Annotated in this window: 19 protein-coding genes, 1 pseudogene and 2 riboswitches; of the genes and pseudogenes, 11 read left to right on the forward strand and 9 right to left on the reverse strand. The window is 70.9% G+C overall.

What is annotated here, in order from left to right:
• The first annotated feature begins 248 nt into the window (after nucleotides 1–248).
• On the forward strand, nucleotides 249–2,447 hold the full coding sequence (locus tag BLW84_RS23270) for an AAA family ATPase (protein WP_093268705.1): 2,199 nt from the start codon (nucleotides 249–251) through the stop codon (nucleotides 2,445–2,447).
• Nucleotides 2,448–2,512: 65 nt separating this feature from the next.
• Here BLW84_RS23270 and BLW84_RS23275 read toward each other — a convergent pair whose 3' ends face one another.
• Both BLW84_RS23275 and BLW84_RS23280 read right to left on the reverse strand, forming a co-directional pair.
• The gene (locus tag BLW84_RS23275) at nucleotides 2,513–3,145 is read right to left on the reverse strand and encodes a LytR C-terminal domain-containing protein (protein WP_093268708.1); all 633 of its coding nucleotides are present in this window, start codon (nucleotides 3,143–3,145) and stop codon (nucleotides 2,513–2,515) included.
• The gene (locus BLW84_RS23280; RefSeq protein WP_093268711.1) at nucleotides 3,145–3,594 is read right to left on the reverse strand and encodes a DUF3263 domain-containing protein; all 450 of its coding nucleotides are present in this window, start codon (nucleotides 3,592–3,594) and stop codon (nucleotides 3,145–3,147) included. Before BLW84_RS23280 ends, BLW84_RS23275 begins: the two co-directional genes overlap by 1 nt.
• A gap of 172 nt (nucleotides 3,595–3,766) precedes the next feature.
• Between BLW84_RS23280 and BLW84_RS23285 the strand changes: the two genes are divergently transcribed.
• Complete coding sequence (locus BLW84_RS23285) at nucleotides 3,767–4,348, forward strand: peptide deformylase (protein ID WP_093268713.1); 582 nt, start codon at nucleotides 3,767–3,769, stop codon at nucleotides 4,346–4,348.
• Between the two features lie 3 nt (nucleotides 4,349–4,351).
• On the opposite strand, the gene BLW84_RS23290 is transcribed toward BLW84_RS23285, so the two are convergent.
• Nucleotides 4,352–5,008 carry a Uma2 family endonuclease gene (locus BLW84_RS23290; protein WP_245761325.1) on the reverse strand — a complete coding sequence of 219 codons (657 nt, stop codon included), beginning with the start codon at nucleotides 5,006–5,008 and terminating at the stop codon, nucleotides 4,352–4,354.
• Between the two features lie 86 nt (nucleotides 5,009–5,094).
• Nucleotides 5,095–5,216, forward strand: a riboswitch (TPP riboswitch).
• Between BLW84_RS23290 and thiC the strand changes: the two genes are divergently transcribed.
• The 5 genes from thiC (at nucleotide 5,204) to BLW84_RS23315 (ending at nucleotide 11,338) form a co-directional block, all read left to right on the forward strand.
• A complete protein-coding gene (thiC, locus tag BLW84_RS23295) occupies nucleotides 5,204–6,853 on the forward strand; it encodes a phosphomethylpyrimidine synthase ThiC (RefSeq protein WP_093268715.1) in 1,650 nt (549 codons plus the stop codon). (Overlaps the previous riboswitch by 13 nt.)
• A gap of 419 nt (nucleotides 6,854–7,272) precedes the next feature.
• Nucleotides 7,273–8,139 (forward strand): bifunctional hydroxymethylpyrimidine kinase/phosphomethylpyrimidine kinase, encoded by an 867-nt coding sequence (thiD, locus tag BLW84_RS23300; RefSeq protein WP_093268840.1) that lies wholly within the window; start codon nucleotides 7,273–7,275, stop codon nucleotides 8,137–8,139.
• A 174-nt stretch (nucleotides 8,140–8,313) separates the two neighbouring features.
• The gene (locus BLW84_RS23305) at nucleotides 8,314–10,299 is read left to right on the forward strand and encodes an FUSC family protein (RefSeq protein ID WP_093268718.1); all 1,986 of its coding nucleotides are present in this window, start codon (nucleotides 8,314–8,316) and stop codon (nucleotides 10,297–10,299) included.
• A gap of 78 nt (nucleotides 10,300–10,377) precedes the next feature.
• A complete protein-coding gene (locus BLW84_RS23310) occupies nucleotides 10,378–10,830 on the forward strand; it encodes a hypothetical protein (protein WP_093268720.1) in 453 nt (150 codons plus the stop codon).
• Complete coding sequence (locus tag BLW84_RS23315) at nucleotides 10,817–11,338, forward strand: DUF3995 domain-containing protein (protein ID WP_093268722.1); 522 nt, start codon at nucleotides 10,817–10,819, stop codon at nucleotides 11,336–11,338. The genes BLW84_RS23310 and BLW84_RS23315 overlap by 14 nt, the downstream gene beginning before the upstream one ends.
• A 23-nt stretch (nucleotides 11,339–11,361) precedes the next feature.
• Here the strand turns inward: BLW84_RS23315 and thiG are convergent, their stop codons facing one another.
• The 3 genes and pseudogenes from thiG to thiO all read right to left on the reverse strand — a co-directional run.
• Entirely contained in the window at nucleotides 11,362–12,126 is a 765-nt protein-coding gene (gene thiG / locus BLW84_RS23320; protein WP_093268724.1) for a thiazole synthase, read from the reverse strand.
• A 102-nt stretch (nucleotides 12,127–12,228) separates the two neighbouring features.
• Entirely contained in the window at nucleotides 12,229–12,429 is a 201-nt protein-coding gene (gene thiS / locus BLW84_RS23325) for a sulfur carrier protein ThiS (protein ID WP_093268727.1), read from the reverse strand.
• Nucleotides 12,417–13,547: pseudogene (thiO, locus tag BLW84_RS23330) on the reverse strand (glycine oxidase ThiO); the annotation flags it as partial. The gene thiS and the pseudogene thiO, both read right to left, overlap by 13 nt.
• Nucleotides 13,535–13,640, reverse strand: a riboswitch (TPP riboswitch). Its footprint overlaps the pseudogene before it by 13 nt.
• A 360-nt stretch (nucleotides 13,641–14,000) precedes the next feature.
• Between thiO and thiE the strand changes: the two are divergent.
• The gene (gene thiE / locus BLW84_RS23335) at nucleotides 14,001–14,672 is read left to right on the forward strand and encodes a thiamine phosphate synthase (protein WP_093268732.1); all 672 of its coding nucleotides are present in this window, start codon (nucleotides 14,001–14,003) and stop codon (nucleotides 14,670–14,672) included.
• A 70-nt stretch (nucleotides 14,673–14,742) separates the two neighbouring features.
• On the opposite strand, the gene BLW84_RS23340 is transcribed toward thiE, so the two are convergent.
• The 3 genes from BLW84_RS23340 to BLW84_RS23350 form a co-directional block, all read right to left on the reverse strand.
• Nucleotides 14,743–15,870 carry a S1 family peptidase gene (locus BLW84_RS23340; protein ID WP_093268734.1) on the reverse strand — a complete coding sequence of 376 codons (1,128 nt, stop codon included), beginning with the start codon at nucleotides 15,868–15,870 and terminating at the stop codon, nucleotides 14,743–14,745.
• Between the two features lie 159 nt (nucleotides 15,871–16,029).
• Complete coding sequence (locus BLW84_RS23345; RefSeq protein ID WP_093268737.1) at nucleotides 16,030–16,962, reverse strand: hypothetical protein; 933 nt, start codon at nucleotides 16,960–16,962, stop codon at nucleotides 16,030–16,032.
• 393 nt (nucleotides 16,963–17,355) lie between these two features.
• Nucleotides 17,356–18,111 carry a GntR family transcriptional regulator gene (locus tag BLW84_RS23350; RefSeq protein ID WP_093268739.1) on the reverse strand — a complete coding sequence of 252 codons (756 nt, stop codon included), beginning with the start codon at nucleotides 18,109–18,111 and terminating at the stop codon, nucleotides 17,356–17,358.
• Nucleotides 18,112–18,434: 323 nt separating this feature from the next.
• Here BLW84_RS23350 and BLW84_RS23355 point away from each other — a divergent pair, with 323 nt between their 5' ends.
• The 3 genes from BLW84_RS23355 to BLW84_RS23365 are packed head-to-tail and all read left to right on the forward strand — an operon-like array spanning nucleotide 18,435 to nucleotide 21,504.
• Nucleotides 18,435–19,703, forward strand: a complete 1,269-nt coding sequence (locus BLW84_RS23355; protein ID WP_093268742.1) for an extracellular solute-binding protein — start codon at nucleotides 18,435–18,437, stop codon at nucleotides 19,701–19,703.
• 2 nt (nucleotides 19,704–19,705) lie between these two features.
• Nucleotides 19,706–20,671 (forward strand): carbohydrate ABC transporter permease, encoded by a 966-nt coding sequence (locus BLW84_RS23360; RefSeq protein ID WP_425441742.1) that lies wholly within the window; start codon nucleotides 19,706–19,708, stop codon nucleotides 20,669–20,671.
• Nucleotides 20,672–20,682: 11 nt separating this feature from the next.
• Nucleotides 20,683–21,504, forward strand: a complete 822-nt coding sequence (locus BLW84_RS23365; RefSeq protein ID WP_093268744.1) for a carbohydrate ABC transporter permease — start codon at nucleotides 20,683–20,685, stop codon at nucleotides 21,502–21,504.
• Nucleotides 21,505–21,518 lie beyond the last annotated feature (14 nt).

A 21,518-nucleotide genomic window follows, 5' to 3' on the forward strand; every position in this document is an offset into this window, starting at 1 on the left:
GGGGCCCGGCGCGCGGGGCTCCTCCCAGCGGGGTTCCGCAATTCAATGGAAATCGAAGGTCCGATTTCCATTGAATTGCGGAAGTTGTCCACAGGCACCCCCGGGTTGTCCACATCCTTCGGCGTGTCCGGGGCACGACACACCCGTGGGTCCGCAGTTTCAATTGAAACTGCGGACCCACGTTCCGCCGGGCCCTGCGTCGGGCGTTGGCGGCGTCGGTGCCGGTTCCGCGCGGTTAAGCTCGCGGCGTGCCGTCGATAACGCTGACCGCTCGACTCTCCCCGTCCGCCAAGGACACCCGGCGCGGCGTCGTTCGCCTGCATCCCGAGGTGCTCGACGCCCTGGGATTGCGGCCGTGGAACGCCGTGCAGCTGACCGGTGCCCGGGTCACCGTGGCGCTGGCCGCCGCGGCCGCGCCCGGCAGCCCGACCGGGGTGCTGCTGCTCGACGACGTGGCGTTGATGAACCTCGGCCTCACCGAAGGCGCCGAGGTGGGCGTCGCGCCCGTGCAGGTCTCCGCCGCGAAGCGGGTGAACATCGCGGGTTCCCAGCTCGCCCGCGCCACCGTTGCTCCCGAGACCGTGCGGATGGCGTTGACCGGCAAGGTCTTCGGGACCGGCGACACCGTGTCGCTGCTGCCCCAGGACGTCGCGCCGGCGACCACCGCGAACGCCGGCGAGGTGCGCCGGAAGCTCGCCACCGCCATCGGCATGACCTGGACCAACGAGCTGATCACCATCGCCGCCACCGAACCGCCCGGCGCGGTGGCCGTGCAACCGTCCACAGTGGTCGAATGGCGGGGCGGCGCCGCACCGGCGGACGCCCCCGCCCCGCCGGCCGCGCCGCAACCGGCGCCGGTCGAACCGGCCGAGCAGGCGGTCCCGGTCGCCGACCTGGTCGGCTCCCGCGACACCGCGAAGCGCCTCACCGAATGGCTGCGGCTGGCCTTCGAGCAGCCCGAGCTGCTGCGCCGCCTCGGCGCCGAACCGCACCTCGGCGTGCTGCTCAGCGGCCCGGCCGGCGTCGGCAAGGCCACCCTAGCCCGCGCCGTGACGAGCGCGATCGGCGCGGAGCTCGTCGAACTCGCCGCGCCCAGCGTCGCGGCGCTCGAACCGCGCACCGCGGCCCAACGCCTCCAGGACGCGATCAACCGCGCCACCAGCGCAACCGGCAACTGCGTGCTGCTGCTGACCGACGTCGAGAGCCTCCTGCCGGGCACCGAGCCGCCGCCCCTGGCGACCGTGGCGCTCGACGCGATCCGTGGCGCGATCGGCACCGACCGGCTCGCCGTGGTCGTCACCAGCTCGCAGCCGCAGGCGATCGACCCCAGGCTGCGGGAGCCGGGCCTGGTGGACCGGGAGCTCACCCTCGGCCTGCCCGACGACGCCACCCGCGCGGATCTGCTGCGGGTGCTGCTGCGCAACGCGCCGTTGGCCGAGGACGTGCAGCTCGCCGAGGTCGCCGAGCGCGCCCCGGGGTTCGTCGTCGCCGACCTGGTGGCGCTGTGCCGGGAAGCGGCGGTCGGCGCGGCGTTGCGGCACCAGGACGACACCGCCGATCCCCGCATCCGGCAGCAGGACCTCCTCGACGCGCTGGCCTCGGTCCGCCCCATTTCGATGTCCACATCGGACAACCTGCAGACCGGCGGGCTGACGCTGGACGACGTCGGCGACATGACCGAGGTGAAGCAGGCCCTCACCGAGACGGTGCTCTGGCCGCTGCAGTACCCGGATTCGTTCACCCGGCTCGGCGTCGAGCCGCCGCGCGGCGTGCTGCTGTACGGGCCGCCGGGCTGCGGCAAGACGTTCCTGGTGCGCGCCCTGGCCGGCAGCGGGCGGCTGAACGTGCTCGTGGTCAAGGGCGCGGAGCTGATGGACAAGTGGGTCGGCGAGTCCGAGCGGGCGGTCCGCGAGCTGTTCCTGCGGGCCGCCAACGCGGCCCCGACGCTGGTGTTCCTCGACGAGGTGGATGCGCTGGCGCCGCGCCGCGGCCAGTCCTCGGACTCCGGCGTGGCGGACCGGGTGGTCGCGGCGCTGCTGACGGAGCTCGACGGCGTGGAGCCGATGCGCGACGTGGTCGTCCTCGGCGCGACGAACCGTCCTGAGCTGGTCGATCCCGCCCTGCTCCGCCCTGGACGCCTGGAGCGCCTCGTCTACGTCCCGCCGCCGGACGCGGAGGCCCGCGAGGCGATCCTGCGCGCGGCGGCGAAGAACACGCCCTTGGCGTCCGATGTGGACCTCGCCGCCCTGGCGGCCGGGCTGGACGGCTACTCCGCCGCCGACTGCGCGGCCCTGATCCGCGAGGCGGCCCTGACCGCGATGCGCGAATCCCTTTCCGCGGCGGAGGTTTCGGCCGCGCACCTCGCGACGGCCCGGAAGGCGGTCCGGCCCTCCCTCGACCCGGCCCAGCTCGCGTCCCTGGAGGCCTACGCCACCAACCGCGCCTGACCGCGCGATTCCGCGAAGCCCGGTGGCGGCGCGATCCCTCTCGAAATCGCGCCGTCACCGGCGGGTCACTTGGCGGCGACCGTGCCCTTGTAGTCGTTGGTGATGATGGCGATCAGGCCCGGCGTCGCGTCCTGGATGCCGTCGAAGCGGGGCTCGGAGCGCGCCCCGAAGTGGGCCGCCATGTCCTTCGCCTGCTGCTCCTCGACCGTGCCCGGCCGGAAGTAGATCGTCGTGGTGGGGATGCGCCCCGCCGAGTAGTTGCCGACCTCCGGAACCTCGTAGCCGGTGCTCCGGAAGTCCTCCGCGGCGCGGTGCGCCAGCCCGCTGATGGTGCTGTTGTTGTAGACGCGCACCAGGATCTTGCCCGTCACGTTGCCGGAACCGACCGGCACGTCCTGGTTCTGAGTGCCCTGCGGCGGCGGAGTGTCCTGTGTGGCCGGTGGCGGCGCGACGGGCGGCGCGAGCGGCGTCGTGGCGGCGGGCGGCACCACCGCGGACTCGGCGGGAGGGTTCTGCGCCAGCGAGGTGATTGGTGGGTTGTTGCCCGGTTCCGGGGGCAGCGGTTGGGCCGTGTTCGCCGTGTTACCGCCGGAAACCAGCGTGGCGATGCCGATGACGCCCGCGATCGCACCGGCACCGATCAGGCCGAAGCCGATGATCTTGGCCTTGGCCGGTCCGGTGGGTTCCCCTGAAGTCATCAGTGCAACTCGATTCCCAGTCGTTGGGCGGCCCGTGCGCGCTGCCGTCCCGCCCGTGCCTTGCGCAGCCGCTTGATCAGCATAGGGTCTGCCCGCTCGGCGACCGGACTGTCCAGCAACGCGTTCAGCAGTTGGTAGTACCGCGACGGCGACATGTCGAACAGCTCGCGGACCGCGAGCTCCTTCTTCACGCCTTCCCGCTTCCACCACTGCGACTCGAAGGCCAGAATGCCCCGGTCCCGGACGGTGAGCTCGCCGTCCGGTGGTAAGGGCTGCGACGGCACCGGCGGCGGCTCGACGATCCGCTCGATCGGCTGGGTGATCGGCTCGGCGAGGCGCAACCGCCGACCGGGTGTCGGATCGGATTTCGGCTTCCGCTGTTGCAGGCGCGCCAGCTGCTCGCACTGACGAGCGATCTCCTGCGCGGTCAGCATTTGGGCGGCGTCCATCTGGCTCCTCGCCTCGCGATTCGGGACTTCCCGCGTTCGCTGGAATCACACAGCTGTGATTCCCCCTCAATTACACCATGCCCGGAATCCCGGCGGGAGCGGATCACACCGGCGAGTACCGGGCCCGGAACACCCCGTCGGCCCGACCGCCGAAACCGCTAAAGTCCCGCTCATGGCTGTTCACCCGATCTGCGTCGTCGGCGACCCGGTGCTGCACCACCCCACCCGCCCGGTGGAGCACTTCGACGACGAGCTGCGCACCCTCGTCGAGGACATGTTCGAGACGATGGCAGCTGCCAACGGCGTCGGGCTGGCGGCCAACCAGATCGGCGTCGACCTGCGGGTGTTCGTCTACGACTGCCCCGACGACGAGGGGGTCCAGCACCGCGGCGTGGTGGTCAACCCCGAGCTGACCACCTCCGGGATCCCGCAGGGCATGCCGGACCCGGACGACGACTGGGAGGGCTGCCTGTCGGTGCCGGGCGAGTCCTACCCGACCGGCCGGGCGAGCTGGGCGAAGGTCACCGGGTCCGATGTGGACGGAAAGCCGATCGAGGTCGAGGGGACCGGTTTCTTCGCCCGCTGCCTGCAGCACGAAACCGACCACCTGGACGGTCATCTCTACCTGGACCGCCTGATGGGCCGCCACGCCAGGGCGGCGAAGAAGATGGTGCGCCGCAACGGCTGGGGAATCCCCGGCCTGACGTGGGACCCGGCGGAATCCGGCGACCCCTTCGCCGAAGACGAGGACTGAACCTCAGAAGTCCCTGGTTTCCAGGGTCAAGTTGAACGGATCGGGCAACTCGACGGGCTTGTCGAAAGGCACGCAGGACAACTCTCGATAACTGCCGGACTCAGGATTGGAATAAAGCAACACCGACGGACCGCCTGCCCGGAATCGGTCGATCAGGAGATAGAGCGGCACACCGCCAAGCGCGTACCCTCTGAGCTTCGTTTCCCGATCTGTCTTGGCATTACTCCATGATGTGATCTCGACAGCGAGCAGCAGTTGATCCGCCACAACTGGATCACCTGGCGGATCTGCATCCAAAACTTCACGCGGGACTACCGCGAGGTCAGGCTCATAGGTATCACCAGTTGCCGGGATCACGACCCCCAGCGCCGTAGCCAACTCCCACTCATCCAGGATCACCCTGGCCAACGCCTTGATCACACGGGAATTGACCTTGTTGTGCGGCTTTCCGGGCGGCGGCGTCATCACGATCACTCCCTCGATGATCTCCGCGCGCCAGCCCTTGCCTGGCAGCTGCACGTTCCGCCAGGCTTCCACCAACTCGTGCCACGTCGAGGGCTCGAGCGCCGGGGCAGCAGTCATAGCGCGATCACCTCCTGTATCGATGCCATCACGCACCGCACCCACCACCTCTGACACCGTTGCGATCGCCCTGGTCATGAGCCTAATGGCAAACCGCGCTGCCGTCATCGGGGTGAACCGGGGTTGGCAGCCCGCGGTCTCCCGGCTAGCCTCGGGCAGCGACAAATCAACACCGCGGGAGCTCGCACCAACAGCGGGCTGAGAGGGCGGCTGGAGAACTCCGGGGCCGCCGACCGCATGAACCTGACCGGGTAATGCCGGCGTAGGGAGTGGATGGCAGTGGCCGACGTGCGTCCGAACGCGTCCGAGAGCGGAACCCAGATCACCACCGGGCCGATCAGCGGCTCGCGAAAGGTGTTCCGGGACACCGAATCCGGCCTGCAAGTGCCATTCCGCCGCATCGAGTTGACCAACGGCGAGCACCTCGACGTGTACGACACCTCCGGGCCGTACACCGACGAGAACGCCACCGTCGACGTCCACAGTGGACTTCATCGGATGCGGGCGGGGTGGGCCGACGGCCGGGAGCACCGGACCCAGCTCGGCTGGGCCAGGGCCGGCGTGATCACGCGGGAGATGGAGTACATCGCCGTCCGCGAGGACGTGTCGCCCGAGCTGGTCCGCGACGAGGTGGCCGCGGGCCGGGCGGTGATCCCGGCCAACCGCTGCCACCCGGAGAGCGAGCCGATGATCATCGGCAAGAAGTTCCTGGTGAAGGTCAACGCCAACATCGGCAATTCCGCGGTGACCTCCTCGGTCGAGGAGGAGGTGGAGAAGATGGTGTGGGCGACGCGCTGGGGCGGCGACACCGTCATGGACCTGTCCACCGGCAAGCGGATCCACGAGACCCGCGAGCGGATCCTGCGCAACTCGCCGGTGCCGATCGGCACCGTGCCGATCTACCAGGCGCTGGAGAAGGTCAACGGCGATCCGGCCGCGCTGACCTGGGAGATCTACCGCGACACCGTCATCGAGCAGTGCGAGCAGGGCGTGGACTACATGACCGTGCACGCCGGCGTGCTGCTGCGCTACGTGCCGCTGACCGCGAACCGGGTCACCGGCATCGTGTCCCGCGGCGGCTCGATCATGGCCGCGTGGTGCCTGGCGCACCACCGCGAGAGCTTCCTCTACACGCACTTCAGCGAGCTCTGCGAGATCCTGCGCGACTACGACGTCACGTTCTCCCTCGGCGACGGCCTGCGGCCGGGCTCCATCGCGGACGCCAACGACCGCGCGCAGTTCGCCGAGCTGGAGACCCTCGGCGAACTCACGCACATCGCCCGCGAGCACGACGTGCAGGTGATGATCGAGGGCCCGGGCCACGTCCCGATGCACAAGATCGCCGAGAACGTGCGGCTGGAGGAAGAGCTCTGCGGCGAGGCGCCGTTCTACACGCTCGGGCCGCTGACCACCGACATCGCCCCCGCCTACGACCACATCACGTCCGGGATCGGCGCGGCGATGATCGCCCAGGCCGGCACGGCGATGCTCTGCTACGTCACGCCCAAGGAGCACCTGGGGCTGCCGAACCGGGACGACGTCAAGACCGGCGTGATCACCTACAAGATCGCCGCGCACGCCGCCGACCTGGCCAAGGGGCACCCGCGGGCGCAGGAGCGGGACGACGCGCTGTCCAAGGCGCGGTTCGAGTTCCGCTGGACCGACCAGTTCAACCTGTCGCTGGACCCGGACACCGCGCGCGCCTTCCACGACGAGACGCTGCCCGCCGAACCGGCCAAGACGGCGCACTTCTGCTCCATGTGCGGGCCGAAGTTCTGCTCGATGAAGATCACCCAGGACGTCCGGAAGTTCGCCGCGGAGCGCGGCCTGACCAGCGTCGAGGCGATCGAGGCCGGGATGCGGGAGAAGTCCGACGAGTTCGCCGGGGCCGGCGGCAAGGTCTACCTCCCGCTGGCCGACTGACCCGCGGCACGTCGTCCAAGTCCTCCGGCATGTCGTGTCCCGGCACGCCGGAGGACCGCAATCTCCCATTGAGGTTTTTCCAACCTCGTTCTGCGTAGCGGTGCCGGTAGCGGAACCTCAGCGCCCGCCTGGCTGTGGGTGCCCTGACTTATGTATGCCCAATACACGGCGTCAGGGCCGTCCTCGCCAGGCGAACGCTGAGAACCCGCGGCGGTGCCAGTTGCGAAGGTGGGCCCGAAAGCGCCTGACGGCGCTTGGCGACGGCACGCACGCAGGCGCAGGTCAGACGCCGCAGCTGCGGTACCCGACCAGGATGAAAACCCTCCATGGAATCGAAGGTCCGATTTCCGCTGGAATCGCGTTCCCGGCCGGTCCGCGCCTTGGAAGATCGGGCGGAGCGGGGTCGTAACATGAAGTGGATGCACGAGATCTCGGCCGGGCACGAACTCCGGCCCGCGAACAACACCGCTCCCCCGACCGCGCTGACCATCGCCGGGTCGGACTCCGGCGGCAGCGCCGGGATGCACGCGGACCTGCGCACCTTCTTCGCCTGCGGCGTGCACGGCATGACCGCGGTCACCGCCGTGACGGTGCAGAACACCGTCGGCGTCACCGGGCTGGTCGAGATCTCGCCGGAGACCGTCGCCGCGCAGGTCGACGCGGTCGCCTCGGACATCGGCGTGGACGCGGCCAAGACCGGGGTGCTCGCCTCGGCCGCCACCATCGAGGCCGTGCTGGACGTCTGCGACGAGCACGGCATCGGCCGCGGCGGTCGCACGCCGTTCGTCGTGGACCCGGTCGCCGCCTCCCGCAGCGGCGAGCCGCTGCTGCGCCCGGACGCGCTGGACGCCCTGCGGCACAAGGCCTTCCCGCGCGCGACGCTCGTCACCCCGAACCTCGACGAGGTGCGACTGCTGACCGGCATCGACGCGCGGACCCGCGCGGACCTGCTGGACGCCGCGAAGGCCGTCTTCGACTTCGGCCCGCAGTGGGTGCTGATCAAGAGCGGCCACCTGGAAGACGACCCGGAGTGCATCGACCTGCTCTTCGATGGCGACGAGGCGATCCCGCTGCCCGGCCCCCGCTACGCGACGGTGCACACCCACGGCGCCGGGGACGTGTTCGCCTCGGCGATCACGGCCGCCCTGGCGAAGGGCGCTTCGATGCCGGACGCGGTGCGCAGCGGCAAGCGGTTCGTCACGCGCAGCGTCTCGGACGCCTACCCGCTCGGCGCCGGGGTCGGGCCGGTGTCGACGTTCTGGCGCATCAGCCCCCGGTCCGTCTGAATCCCCCCAACCAGGCCCCTAATAGAGTGATTTTCGTCCCGGATCTGTAACCCGAATGGCGTGCCCGATCGACACAGGGGTTGAGAAGCGCGTAATTCCCGAGATCGTGGGCCAGCGGCGGCCCGCGGTCTGCTGCGCGCTGCGCGCACGATGACGACAGGGGTTTGCAACAGCGTGGCTAAAACGGTGTGGACACGAGTACGGGGACTGCTGGCCACCGAGGCCGGGGCGCCGGATCCCCGGCAGCGCCAGTACGCGGTGCTGGTGCTCATCGCCGTGGTGGCCGGCACCGCCATCGGCTGGATCTTCGGCCTGCAGACCCCGGCGCTGATCGCCGGCCTGACCGCGGTGCTCGCGCTGATCGCCACCGGCGGCCAGTCGCTGCGCTCGGACCTGCAGCGGTTCGTGTGGTTCACCCCGGCGCTGGTGCTCGTGATGACCGTCGGCCCGCTGCTGAGCAACATCCCGGTGCTGGCCGGGCTCGCGGTGGCGGTGGTGGTCTTCGGCGCCGGCATGCTGCCCGCGCTGGGCGAGCACTACCGCATCGGCGGGCAGACCTTCGCCGCGGCGACGCTGGTGTCCACCACCACCGGCATCGGTTCCGACCAGCCGGTGCTGGTGCTGCTGGCGGCGAGCGCCGCGGGCGCGGCGTTCGCGCTGGTGCTGCGGGTGATCATCGGTCTCAGCGATCCGACCAGGGCCACCCGCGTGGCGGTCGCCCGGACGCTGCTCGAACCCGGGCCGGGCGTGGTCGAATCCGCCGCCGCCGCGTGGCGCGCCGACGGGTCCAGCACCTGGCTCGGTCAGGTGCTCGCCGGGGCCGCCCGCTTCCGCGCGGCTCGGGAGACGCTGCTCGCGCAGGCCCAGCAGAGCGACCGGGCCGAGGCCGCACGCCTGGAGCAGATCGTCGCGGAGGCCGACCAGGTCGCCGCCGAGCTCGCCCGGGCGGTGCGCTCCCGCGCCTGCACCGGACTGCCCGCGGCGGCCCGCCGCGACCCGGCGCTGGCGGTCGTGGCGCGCGGCGGACGGCAGGACCTGCCGGACGCGGTGCAGGGCCTCAACCAGGGGCTGGACCGGATCCGCGGTGCCGTGGTGCGGCGCGTCGAGACGCCGTTGCCGCCGTCGGCTCCCGGCGCGCGCCGGGAACGCGTGAAGGGCGCGATCCGCGCGCACCTCTCGTTCCGCTCGTCGCTGTTCCGGCACGCGCTGCGCTGCACCCTCGCGGTCGCCTTCGGCATGGTGATCGTCCTGCTGCTGCGCGATCCTTCGGCGTCGAGCCTGCTGCTCGCGCTCTACGTGGTGCTGCAGCCTGCGGCTCGCGACAGCATGACCGGCGCGCTGGAGCGCACCGGCGGCGCGGTGCTGGGCGTGACCGCGCTGGCCGTGCTGATCGGCCTGCTGCCGGGGGCGTTCTTGCTGGTGCCGCTGGTGATCGGCGGGATGCTGCTGAGCATGCCGCGGCTGCGCACCGACTATCAGGCGCTGCTCGGTTGCCTGATCGTCGTGACCGTCGTCGACCAGGCGATGCGGCTGGAACGGCCGCTAGTGAACGTGGGGATCAGCTTCGCGGCGAACACGGCGGTCGGCGCGGCCATCGCGCTGATCGTCGGCTACGTCAGCTACCTGGTGCTGCCCAGCAGCATCCTGCCGGACGTGCGCGGCGCGGTGCGGTCGACGGTGTGGGCGGTGTCCGAGCTGCTGCGCAGCGTGCGGGCGGCCGGGCAGGGCGTCGATCTGCCCGCAGCGCTGCAGGCCGCGAACGTGCTCGCGCTGCGGCGCACCCAGGACCTGCTGGGCATGCCCGCGCTGCTCGACGGGACCGGCGAGGAGACCGACGACGACCGGGCGACGCGCGCGGCGGCGATCGCGCTCGACGCATTGCGCCAGGACGTCGCGACGCTCGCGTTCCGGCCGGAGTCCGAGCAGGCGATCGCGGTGCCGGCGCTGCGCGCGGTGGACGACCTGCTGGGCGGCAAGCCGACGGCGAAGATCCCGGACGTGCCCGAGAGCAGCGCCCCGGCGACGGAGCTGCTGGCGAGCTCGCTGGTGGAGAACGCCCTGCACGCCCGCCAGGCGATCGACCGGACCTTCGGTTACGACAACCCGTGGAAGAGCTACACGATCAGCTTCGTCCGCCCCGAACGCCTCCACATCCGCTGATCGTCTCCCTCCCGGGAGGGAGGCGTTTCCGCCTCGGGCGGGAGTGATCCGCGGCCCGCGATTCCTACCGTCGCAGGCATGGGTGGTTCCGATCGGCCACGACGCTGGCCCGCATGCGCACTAGCAGTGCTCTTCCTCGGCTACGCCGCGGGAAAAGCCGTCTTCGCCTGGCAGGGCAGGCTCGGGTTCCCGGGCGGCCCGGCCGTGCCGGATGCCGTGCGCGACGGCTACTTCATGGACGCCGCGACGGCCCAGTGGCTCGCCGCCGCGACCGGGGTGCTGGCCGCGTGCGTGGCCATCGCCACGATCACCGAGCCGGGACGCCGCGCGCCGAGATCGTTGATGCTGCTGGTGCTGGCCGGGATGTTGCTGGCCGTCGCCGCCGGCGCGGCGATCATGATCGTGGACGGCTTCATCGGCATCGGGGTGGGCTGGCAGTGGCACCACGGGGTCCTCGGGATCGCCGTGGTCGGGCTGCTCGTGGCGATGATCCGGTCCTACGCGGAGGCGACGAAGCATGTCGTGGGCTGACCGCACGCGGGCGGGCGCATACGGGGCGGCAGCCTGCGCCGCGGCCTACGGGTCGATGAAGCTGGCACAGGCGCTCGGGGCCAATGCGCTGGCCGACAAGGACCCGCTGCGGCCGGACCTGCGCGAACGGCTGCTCGCCCGCGATCCGCTGTTCGTGGCGAGCCACTGGGTGCTGGCCGGTGCCGCGGTGGTCGGCATCATCGTCGCGCTGGCCACCACCCGGCCCTGGCGTGCGCCACTCCCGCGCCGGCTGCTGCTGACGATCGCCTGGACGCTCGGGATCTTGATGATCGTCCGCTCGATCGGGCCGCTGGGCATCGGCTTCGTCAGTGACGCGTTGGTGCTCACCGGGATCGACGAACCGCCGCCCGAGCACGCCGCGCTGGCGCGCGACCTGGCGCTCTGGGACCTGCTGCTGTGGTCGCCGTTCTTCCTGCTGTGGGGCGTGTGCTGGGCACTGGCCGCCTGGCGGTTGGGCCGGGACCGCCCGCCTCCGACCATCCACTGAGGACTCGTCGGCCCGGCCCCGGCTCACTCCAGGGGACGGCCGGGGCTGGATGCCTGCGCCCAGAAGCGCTTGGGAATCCGGCCCGCCAGGGCCGCGAGGCGGCCTCCCTCGACCGCCGCCCGCATCGCGGCCGCCATTCGCTCCGGGTCCTGGGCCCGGGTGACCGCCGTGGCCAGCAGCACCGCCGAGCAGCCGAGCTCCATCGCCAGCGCCGCGTCCGAGGCCGTGCCGATGCCCGCGTCCAGCACGATCGGCACCGACGCGCGGGAGACGATCATCTCGATGTTGTGCGGGTTCCGGATGCCCAGGCCGGTGCCGATCGGCGAGCCCAGCGGCATCACCGCGGCGCAACCGGTCTCCTCCAGCTTCAGCGCCAGCACCGGATCGTCGTTGGTGTACGCCAGCACCACGAAGCCCTGGTCGACCAGCTGTTCCGCGGCGTCGAGCAGCTCCACCGGGTCGGGCAGCAGGGTGTCGTCGTCGGCGACGACCTCCAGCTTGACCCAGTTCGTCTCCAGCGCCTCCCGCGCCAGCTGCGCGGTCAGCACGGCCTCCGCCGCGGTCCGGCAGCCTGCCGTGTTCGGCAGTGCTTCGATGCCGAGCTTGCGCAGCAGGTCGAGCACCCCGGTGCCGCCACCGGCGTCGGCGCGGCGCATCGCCACGGTCGTCAGCTCGGTTCCGGACGCGATCAGCGCGCGCTCCAGGACCGCGAGGTTCGTCGCCCCTCCGGTCCCGGTGATCAGCCGCGAGCCGAACTCGCGGCCGGCGATCACCAACGGGTCGTCCATGACTCTCCTAACAACGGGTCCACCGAATCCGGGTAGCGCGGGATTCGGCGCGCTTCTGTTGCCCTGCAAAGGGGTTCGGGTGGTGACCCACCCGGAGGGGCGTCAGCCGCCTTGCACTGCGGTGAGGACCTCGATCGCGGCATCGGGGCCCAGCGCGGTGTCCGGCCACAGGGCGCGCGGCACCACGGCACCGTCCAGCGCCACGGCCACGCCCCGCTCGGGCACCCCGAACTCCTGCAGCACCGCCGCGAGCGTTGCGCCTGCGGCGACCTGCCGGTTCTCCCCGTTGATCACGACGTGCACTGCTGTCCTCCCCATCGGCTCGGATCGGCGGCCTTGATCTCGACGGCTGGCTCCTCGCCGCGCAACAGCGCGAGCGCCGCCTCGACCGTCACCGGGGCGAGCAGGAAGCCGCCGCGGTGGTGCCCGGTGGCCGCCAGGACACCGGGTTCCAGCCAGCCCAGCACCGGCAGGTTGTCGTCGGTGCTCGGGCGCAGCCCGGCCGCGGCCTCGACCAGCCGGTATTCGGCGATGCCCGGCATCAGCCGCTCGGCGTCGGCGATCAGGTCCCGCACCCCGCCCACGGTGACCTCGGTGTCGAACCCCACCTCGTACTGGGTGGCGCCGAGCACCAGGCCGCCGTCGTCGCGCGGCACCAGGTAGGTCTGCCGGCCGCGCACCGGGCCGCGGATCGTGCGGCTCGGCGGCGGCAGCGCCGTGGCTCGCGCGCGCAGGCGGAGGATCTCGCCCTTCACCGGCCGAATCCGGTCCCGCAGCGTGGGATGCAGCTCGCCCGAGTGCACGCCCGCCGAGATCACCGCGATATCGCAGTCCACAGTGGAATCTTCGAGCTCCACCGCGCCGGGCCGGACGCGCGTCGCGTTCGCCGCGACGAACTCGACGCCCGCCGCGGTCGCGGCCGCGCGCAGCGCAGCCAGCGCGAGGCGGTTGTCGACCGCGAGATCGCCCGGCACTTCGAGCCCACCGCGCACCGCCGGGCCCAGCGACGGTTCGAGTCGCCGCACCTCCCGGCCGGTCAGGCGGGTGACGGCGCGGCCGAGCCGCGCGAGGTAGTCGGCCAGGTTGTCGAGCTCCGCGCGGTCCGCGCTGTCGACGCCGACGACCAGGGTTCCCTCGCGGCGCAGCCCCGAAGGCAGGCCCGAGGCCCGGGCGAGTTCGTCGGCGAACTCCGGCCAGAGCCGCAGCGACGCCGCGCCCAGCTCCAGCAGTTCCTCTTCGCCGGGCCACGCCTCCGCCAGCGGCGCCAGCATCCCGCCGGCCACGTTCGACGCCCCGGACGCCGGTTCGGCGTCGACGAGTTGCACGCGATGCCCGGCGGCGGCTGCGCGCCATGCCACGGACATGCCGATCACGCCGCCGCCCACGACGACGACGGATTTGTTCCGTTCTTCAGACACTCCACGCTCCCTGCGCCGGCATGACCCGGATCAGGTTCGACGGTCGGGGCCAACGCCCCCTCTCAGCCCGGCAACCGGGCTCCCGTGCTCACCAGCAACCACCGTACCTGGCGAGGATCGCCACGTCGTTACCCGTCATGAACTCACTTTGCGTAACGGCGCAGGTAGCGGTCCCCCTGCGGGAATTACCGTCGCCGCCTGGACTCCGGGATCCCCGACACACGTATGCCCAATACGTCGCGTCGGTAGCTGGCCTCGCCCAGTAGCCCAGAAGGGCGGGCACCGTCTGAGAACCCGCGGCGGTGCCGGTTGCGCAGGTGAGCCAAGCGGCTGCGCCGCTTCAAAGACGGGCGGTCGAGCAACTTTCACAAATTTCGGGCGCCGGGTGGGAACGCGCGCCGGTGCCCGCGTTCACGCGGTCCGGCGACCGCGCCGCGGGGAGCTACCCTGTGGGACATGCCTGGATTGGACGGCTTCGGCATCCGCGCTCGCCTCGACGAGGCGCGGCTGTACCTGTGCACCGACGCGCGCACCGAGCGCGGTGATCTCGCGGAGTTCGCGGACGCCGCCTTGGCCGGCGGGGTCGACATCATCCAGCTGCGGGACAAGAACCCGAACGGCTCCCCGCTGGAGGCCCGCCACGAGCTGGCGGCGCTGGAGGTGCTGGCCGAGGCCTGCCTGCGGCACGGCGCCCTGCTCTCGGTCAACGACCGCGCCGACGTCGCGATGGCCGCCGAGGCCGACATCCTGCACCTCGGGCAGGACGACCTGCCGGTGGAGATCGCCCGGCGCATCGTCGGCGAGCACGTCGCGATCGGTCGGTCGACGCACGACGTGGTGCAGGCGGACGCCGCCGCGATCGAGCCCGGCGTGGACTACTTCTGCACCGGCCCGGTGTGGACGACGCCGACCAAGCCGGGCCGCTCGGCGGCCGGGCTGGAGCTGGTGGAGCACGCCGCGGAGCACCGCGGCCACGGCCGGCCGTGGTTCGCGATCGGCGGCATCGGCCCGGACAACCTGGACCAGGCCCTCAAGGCCGGCGCGGAGCGGGTCGTCGTGGTCCGCGCGATCACGGAGGCCGAGGACCCGCGCGCCGCGGCCCGCGAGCTCCGCGATCGCCTGCCGTAACGCCGACGGCTGAGCCTCCCCGGACGCGACGCAGCCCCCGGCCGGGTGCCGGGGGCCGGTCTGGTGGCGCTTACTGGGTGAGCAGAGTCAAGCCGTAGGCCTGCAGGATCTCGTTCACCGGCTGGAAGTAGGTCGTGCCGCCGGAGCTGCAGTTGCCCGAACCGCCGGAGGTCACGCCCTGGGCCTGGCTACCGGACAGCCAGGAGCCGCCCGAGTCGCCGGGCTCGGCGCAGACGTTGGTGCGGGTCAGACCGGTCACCGTGCCCTGCGGGTACTGCACGGTCTGGTTCTTGGCCTGCACCGAACCGCAGTGCCAGCCCGTGGTGGAGCCGGAGCGGCAGATGGACGCGCCCTCGGCGGACTCGTTGGAGCCCGCGACGGTGACGTTGCTGCCGTTGTACTGGTTCACCAGCGGCTGCGGGGTGTCGGCCGAGCCGACCCGGACCCAGCCGTAGTCGTTGCCCGGGAACGACGAGCCCTCGAACTGGCCGGCGGGCTGCGAGGTGGAGTCGCCGGCGTTGCCGCAGTGCCCGGCGGTCACGAATCCGCCCTGCACCGAGAATCCGACGGAGCAGCGGGAGCCGCTGCCGATGTAGTAGGCGTTGCCGCCGATGACATCGGCGTAGGTGCGGGGGTCCTCCAGCGATTCGGTGACGCGCACCGCATCCGTGAGGACCCCGGAGGCGTGCACGAACTGCGCCGCGTCGGGCGCGGTGCCCGGCCGGGTGGTGAGGACGACGGAGTTCCCCTGGCCGTGGACGTACCAGCCGGAGACGCCCTGCGGGGCCGTCTCGCTGCGCTCGTTGAGTCCTTCGACGACCCCGTTGAGCTGCTCCATGCTGTAAACGACGAGCTTCGGCTCGGCGCCGGCCGCGCGCACCTCGTCGAAGCGGGCCTCGTCGGTGACGCCGACGACGAGCTTGCCGAGCGCCGGGTCGAAGTAGGACCCGCCGAAGGTGCTGCCCAGCGTGCCGCGCAGGCGCTCATCGGCCTCGCCGGCGGCGGCTTCCTGGTCGAGCCGTTGGAGGGCCTGGTCGCGGTCCAGGCCGAAGTCGCGCTGCATCGCGTCGAGCAGAGTCGCCGTCTCTGCCGCGGGCGGCGCGGTTGCGGTCGCGGTGGCAGGCATGGTCAACGCGGCCACCGTTCCCGCCGCCAACATCACGGTCCCGGCCATCCGGGCCGCGAGTCTGCGCTTCATCTGATGTCTCCCTCTTCGTGAGCTGGATCTCATCGCCCCGTCGCCAATCCAGTATCAGAGGAGAACATCAGTCCCACATCCGCCTTTCGCCCCATTCGCCCAAAACGCCCCCTGCGCAACACCATCGAGGTAGCGCAGGAGGCGTTTGACCTGGTTTTTCTATCCCCCAGAAGAAGACTGACGCGACTCGCCTGTCTCGAGGGGCAGCTCGAGGTGACCCGATTCCGGCGCCTGGCTGGGCCGTTCGGCCATGGTCGGCGCCTGCGTCGGCTGCTCCCGGGTGGGCGTCGGGTTTTCCGCGGTCGGCGGCACCGTCGGCTGCTGCGTCGGCGTCGCCTCGGTCGTCGGCTGCGGCTGCTGGGTCGGGGTCTCCCTCGGCTTCGTCGGCTCGGTCGGGACGCTGGGCGCGCGCTGCTCGTCGCGGTGCAGCACCTGACCGAGCGTGGTACCGCCGTCACCGCCGGAGAGCGGTTTCCCCGTCACTCCTTCGAATCCGGTGACGATCAGCATGCTCAGCACGAACACCGCGGCGCAGCTCGCGGCCACCATGGCCCACCGGACGTGGCGCTTGCGCCGGTCGGCGGGCGGCTTCGCGACCGCGACGACCTCGGTCGCCTGCCCCGCCTCGGCCACGTTCAGCATGCGGGTCGCCGCGTCGATGTCGATCTTCGCCGTGCGGTCCTCGTCCACGACCGTTTCCCCGCCCGGCCAATGCATTCCGGGCGCCAGACGGATCTGCCGCGTCGCCTCGACGGATTCGTCCTTTTTGGACACGTAGCGCGCGACGGTGGTCCGCCGGAGCTTCAGCGCCGAGGCCTTCGCGGCGGCGTGCACCGCCTTCTCCTTCGCGCTGTCGAACGACCGCTGGTAGAGCGCCCCGCCCACGGTGATCACCACGCTCGTCAGCGCGGCACCGATCAGGGTGCCCGCCACGCCGAGCCGGGATCCCAGGAAGGCCGCCGTCACCGAGGCCAGCGCCGCCCCCGCGACCTGGGTCGGCGACACGTCGGCCTTCTTGGACTTCTTGGCCTCCTCGCCCGGCTCCTGCTCGTCCGGCTCCTCTTTGCGCCTGACCTCTTTCTCGCTGACCATCGCTCCCACGCTCTTGAACGCACTCTCTCCCTGAACGGTCCAACGGGCGAACACGAGCGTTTTCTCCAGATCGTTGCCAAACCGTGAGGACTCCCACTTCGCGTAACGCGGCCGACAACGACGAAGGGCACCCCGATCCGGGGTGCCCTATCGCACGTCTTTGCTCTTTGAAGCGGCGTCAGCCGCTTAGCCCACCCTCGCAACTCGCACCGCCGCGGGTTCTCAGACTGGGCCCGCCCTTCGGGGGCTACTGGGCGAGGCCAGTCCCCGATGCCGCGTATTGGTCATACGTAAGTCGGGGATCCCGGAGTCCAGACGGCGGCCGTAACTCCCGCAGGGGGGCCGCCACCCGCACCGCCACGCAAGGCGAGTCTGGAAACAGGTTTCTCAGGCTCAGTTGGGTGGGTTGAGGCGGGCGACGAACTTGTAGCGGTCGCCCCGGTAGATGGAGCGCACCCACTCGACCGGGCGCCCCTCGGTGTCGAAGGAGTGCCGGGACAGCAGCAGCATCGGCAGGCCCACGTCGGAGCCGAGCAGTTCCGCCTCCTCCGGGCTGGCCAGCGCGGTCTCGATGGTCTCCTCCGCGTGCCCCAGCTCTACCTCGAAGCTCTCGCGGAGCACCTGGTAGAGCGAACCGCCGGACTCCAGCCGGGTGGTCAGCCCGCGGAACCGGGTCAGCGGCAGGTGGGTGGTCTCGATGGCCATCGGCTCGCCGTCGGCCAGCCGCAGCCGGCGCAGCCGCAGCACGGTCGAACTCGGCTTGGTCCCGAGCAGCTCGGCCAGCTCCTCCGCGGCCGGTTCCTCGACGACCTCCAGCAGCCGGGAGGTGGGCTGGCGGCCCTGGGCGCGCATGTCCTCGGTGTAGCTGCTCAGCTGCAGCCGCTGGGCGACCTTCGGCTTCGCCGCGAAGGTGCCCTTGCCCTGCACCCGCAGCAGCCGGCCCTCCACGGTGAGCTCGGCCAGCGCTTGGCGCACCGTGGTGCGGGAGACGTCGAACTCGGCGGCCAGCGAGCGTTCGGTAGGAATCGGCGCACCGGGCGGCAGGGATCGGAGCATGTCCAACAGGTGCTGCTTGAGCCCCCAGTACTTCGGTTCGCGTTGTGCGCGTCCGGGCGAGTCCGCCCCACCGGACACGGACGTTTCGAGCATCGTTCCTCCTACCACCGCAACCTTGCCGCCGTTGTTCCGCTCCCCGAGGCGTCGAGTCGCCGGCCTGCCGAGTCCTGATACCTCAGCATGCCCGAAAGTCGGCCGCCTGAACGCCGGTGGCGGCGACGCGCTGACGCGGCGAGCCGGCGCCCGAAGATCAAGCCAGCCTTATGCGTGCATGAACAGTAGCGCCGAAAAGTCTTGACATCGCGTGCCCCACGCCACAATCTTGCTCGCATTGGTCTACACCAAAGTTAGGCGGGTGCTCGGCCCCGACGGCGAGCCCCCGCGGCTCCGCGCCGGCGCGGAGGAAGGGGCGAACGTTGAAGACCTGGAAGGCGCTCGCAGCAGCCGCTGCGTTGTCGTTGACCCTCGCTGGTTGCGGCGGCGGAGCCGGCGCGAGCGACAACAAGCTGACCGTCTGGCTGATGGACGGCTCGGCACCCGACGTCCTGATCGAAGAGCTCAACAAGGAGTTCGAGCAGAGCCACCCGGGCATGAAGGTGGACTACCAGATCCAGCAGTGGAACGGCATCCAGGACCGCCTGACCACCGCTCTGACCAGCAACGACCCGCCGGACGTGATCGAGCTCGGGAACAGCCAGACCGCGCAGTTCTCCTCCGAGGGCACGCTGCTGGACCTCACCGCGGACGCCGGCGGCATGGGCAAGTCGCAGTGGGTACCGGCGCTCGCCGAGTCCGGCGCGTGGGAGGGCAAGCAGTACGGCGTGCCGTTCTACGCCGCCAACCGCGTCGTCGTCTACAACAAGGAGCTGTTCCAGCAGGCGGGCATCACCCAGCTGCCGGCCAACCGCGAGGAGCTGCTCGCCGCGATCACCAAGCTGGAGCAGACCCACGGCGCGGACCCCGACTTCCAGTCGCTCTACCTGCCCGGCCAGTCCTGGTACGCGCTGCTGTCGTTCATCTGGGACTCCGGCGGTGACATCGCGACCGGCCAGGGCGCGGAGTACAAGGGCGCGCTGGACACCCCGCAGACCCGCGAGGGCGTCGAGTACTACCAGCAGCTGTTCAAGACCTCGGCCACGTCCGCCCCGGCCGACACCGACGAGGCCGAGCCGCAGCAGGCCGAGGTGTACGCCAAGGGCAAGGTCGCGATGATGATCGCGCTGCCGTGGGAGGTGCAGACCGCCGCGAAGACCAACCCGAAGATCACCGAGCTCTCCGGCGCCTTCCCGATCCCGTCGAAGTTCCCGGGCAAGACCGCGCCGGTGTTCCTCGGCGGCTCCAACCTGGCGATCCCGGGCGGCAGCGCCGACGCCAACGCCGCCAAGGACTGGCTGAAGCTGCTGACCAGCCAGAAGTACCAGACCAAGCTCGCCGACAGCGGCGTCGTGCCGGGTGCCTCGCAGGACACCAGCGCGCTGGCGAAGAACCCGGTCAGCGCCGCGATGGCCATCGCATCGAAGGACGGCAAGGTGCCGCCGCCGGTGCCGCAGTGGGCGGCCATCGAGTCCGGGCAGAACCCGCTCAAGGACATGATGACGGCCGTGCTGACCGGCCAGAAGACGGTCGTCGACGCCACCTTGGAGGCGAACGACAAGATCACCCGATTGCTGGCGGCGAACAACTGATCATGACCGCTACGCACACCCGCCCGGCGCCGGGCACCGCGGGTTCGCCCGTGGTGCCCGGCGCTCGGCGCCGCCCGCGAGTCCGGGAAGCGATGCCGTACCTGCTGCTCGCTCCCGCGGTGCTCGCGCTGATCGCACTGCTCGGCTGGCCCGCGGTGAACGTGGTCGTGACCAGCTTCCGCAAGCTCGACCTCGGCGAGCTCACCCGCGGCGAGTTCACCTGGATCGGCTTCGACAACTACGCGCAGATCCTCGGCAACCCCGAGTTCTGGACCGTCACGCTCCGGACCGTGGTGTTCACCTCGTCCATCGTGGCGGCCACCGTGCTGACGGCACTGCTGCTGGCGCTGCTGATGAAGCACGTGCCGGTGGTTCCGCGGGTGGTGCTGCAGGTCAGCCTGCTGCTCGCATGGGCCATGCCGCAGCTGGCCGCGACCACGGTGTTCCAGTGGATCTTCGACCAGCAGTACGGGATCCTGAACAAGACGCTGGTGCTGCTCGGCTTCGAGTCCTTCGCCGGGCACTCCTGGTTCGCCACCGGCGCGAGCACGCTGACCGTGGTCGGCATCCTGATCACCTGGCAGGCCGTGCCGTTCGTGGCGATGACGCTGTACGCCGCGCTGCTCGGGGTGCCCAAGGACCTCTACGAATCGGCCGGGATCGACGGCGCCAGCGGCTGGCAGACGTTCACGGCGATCACCTGGCCGCAGCTCAAGCCGGTGCTGATGATCGTGACGTTCCTGTCGGTGTTGTGGGACTTCAAGGTGTTCTCGCAGGTGTGGGCGATGCGCGAGGGCGGCCCGAGCGGCGGGAGCACGACGCTGCCGGTCATGCAGTACCTCGAAGGCATCGCGGGCAAGCACTTCGGCGCCGCCGCCGCGGTCAGCGTGCTGATGGTGCTCGTGCTCGTCGTCGTCTGCGCCCAGTACCTGCGGCTGCTGCTGCGCTCCCAGGAGGTGGACCTGTGAGGAGTGGAGCCGTGAGGATCCGCCGGATCGGGCTGTCCGCGCTGGCGCTGGCCATCGCGGTGATCTTCGTGTTCCCGACGTACTGGATGTTCGCCAGCTCGTTCAAGCCGCGCGGCGAAGTGCTGTCCACGTCCTACGACCTGGTGCCGAGCACGGTCACGCTGCAGAACTACGCGACCGCGCTGTTCGGCTCGGACTTCCTGCGCTACCTGGGCAACAGCCTGCTGGTCACGCTCACCGCGGTGGCGTGCTCGCTGGTCGCGGGCACCCTGGCGGCGCTGGCGATGAGCCGGTTCCGGTTCCGCGGCCGCAAGGGCTTCCTGATGCTGGTGCTGGTCGCGCAGATGGTGCCGTTCGAGGCGCTGATGGTGCCGATGTTCCTGTTCATGCGGGACCTCGGGCTGCTGAACAAGCTGCCGTCGCTGATCCTGGTGTACTGGGTCACGACGCTGCCGTTCACCATCTGGTCGCTGCGCGGCTTCATCGACGGGATCCCGATGGACCTGGAGGAGGCCGCCATGGTGGACGGCTGCGGGCGGGCCGAGGCGTTCCGCCGCGTCACGCTGCCGCTGCTGGGGCCGGGCCTGGTGGCCACCTCGGTGTTCGCGTTCATCACCGCGTGGAACGAGTTCCTGTACGCGCTGATCTTCATGCGTTCCCAGGACCTCCAGACGCTGCCGGTGTTCCTGCAGAGCTTCCAGAACGCGTTCGGCACCGACTGGGGCGCCACGATGGCCTCCGCGACCCTGTTCACGCTGCCCGTCCTGGTGTTCTTCCTGGCGGTTCAGCGGAAGATGGTGTCGGGCGTCACTGCGGGCGCCGTCAAGGGCTGAGTAAGATTGGTCTA

Source organism: Saccharopolyspora shandongensis (assembly GCF_900106995.1).
Classification (GTDB): domain Bacteria; phylum Actinomycetota; class Actinomycetes; order Mycobacteriales; family Pseudonocardiaceae; genus Saccharopolyspora; species Saccharopolyspora shandongensis.

Excerpts from the sequence above, each read along its gene's own strand:
- BLW84_RS23275 (WP_093268708.1), bottom strand. The coding sequence starts at position 3,145 with ATGACTTCAGGGGAACCCACCGGACCGGCCAAGGCCAAGATCATCGGC.
- BLW84_RS23280 (WP_093268711.1), bottom strand. The coding sequence starts at position 3,594 with ATGGACGCCGCCCAAATGCTGACCGCGCAGGAGATCGCTCGTCAGTGC.
- BLW84_RS23285 (WP_093268713.1), top strand. The coding sequence starts at position 3,767 with ATGGCTGTTCACCCGATCTGCGTCGTCGGCGACCCGGTGCTGCACCAC.
- BLW84_RS23290 (WP_245761325.1), bottom strand. The coding sequence starts at position 5,008 with ATGACCAGGGCGATCGCAACGGTGTCAGAGGTGGTGGGTGCGGTGCGT.
- thiC (WP_093268715.1), top strand. The coding sequence starts at position 5,204 with ATGGCAGTGGCCGACGTGCGTCCGAACGCGTCCGAGAGCGGAACCCAG.
- thiD (WP_093268840.1), top strand. The coding sequence starts at position 7,273 with ATGCACGAGATCTCGGCCGGGCACGAACTCCGGCCCGCGAACAACACC.
- BLW84_RS23310 (WP_093268720.1), top strand. The coding sequence starts at position 10,378 with ATGGGTGGTTCCGATCGGCCACGACGCTGGCCCGCATGCGCACTAGCA.
- BLW84_RS23315 (WP_093268722.1), top strand. The coding sequence starts at position 10,817 with ATGTCGTGGGCTGACCGCACGCGGGCGGGCGCATACGGGGCGGCAGCC.
- thiG (WP_093268724.1), bottom strand. The coding sequence starts at position 12,126 with ATGGACGACCCGTTGGTGATCGCCGGCCGCGAGTTCGGCTCGCGGCTG.
- thiE (WP_093268732.1), top strand. The coding sequence starts at position 14,001 with ATGCCTGGATTGGACGGCTTCGGCATCCGCGCTCGCCTCGACGAGGCG.
- BLW84_RS23340 (WP_093268734.1), bottom strand. The coding sequence starts at position 15,870 with ATGAAGCGCAGACTCGCGGCCCGGATGGCCGGGACCGTGATGTTGGCG.
- BLW84_RS23345 (WP_093268737.1), bottom strand. The coding sequence starts at position 16,962 with ATGGTCAGCGAGAAAGAGGTCAGGCGCAAAGAGGAGCCGGACGAGCAG.
- BLW84_RS23350 (WP_093268739.1), bottom strand. The coding sequence starts at position 18,111 with ATGCTCGAAACGTCCGTGTCCGGTGGGGCGGACTCGCCCGGACGCGCA.
- BLW84_RS23360 (WP_425441742.1), top strand. The coding sequence starts at position 19,706 with ATGACCGCTACGCACACCCGCCCGGCGCCGGGCACCGCGGGTTCGCCC.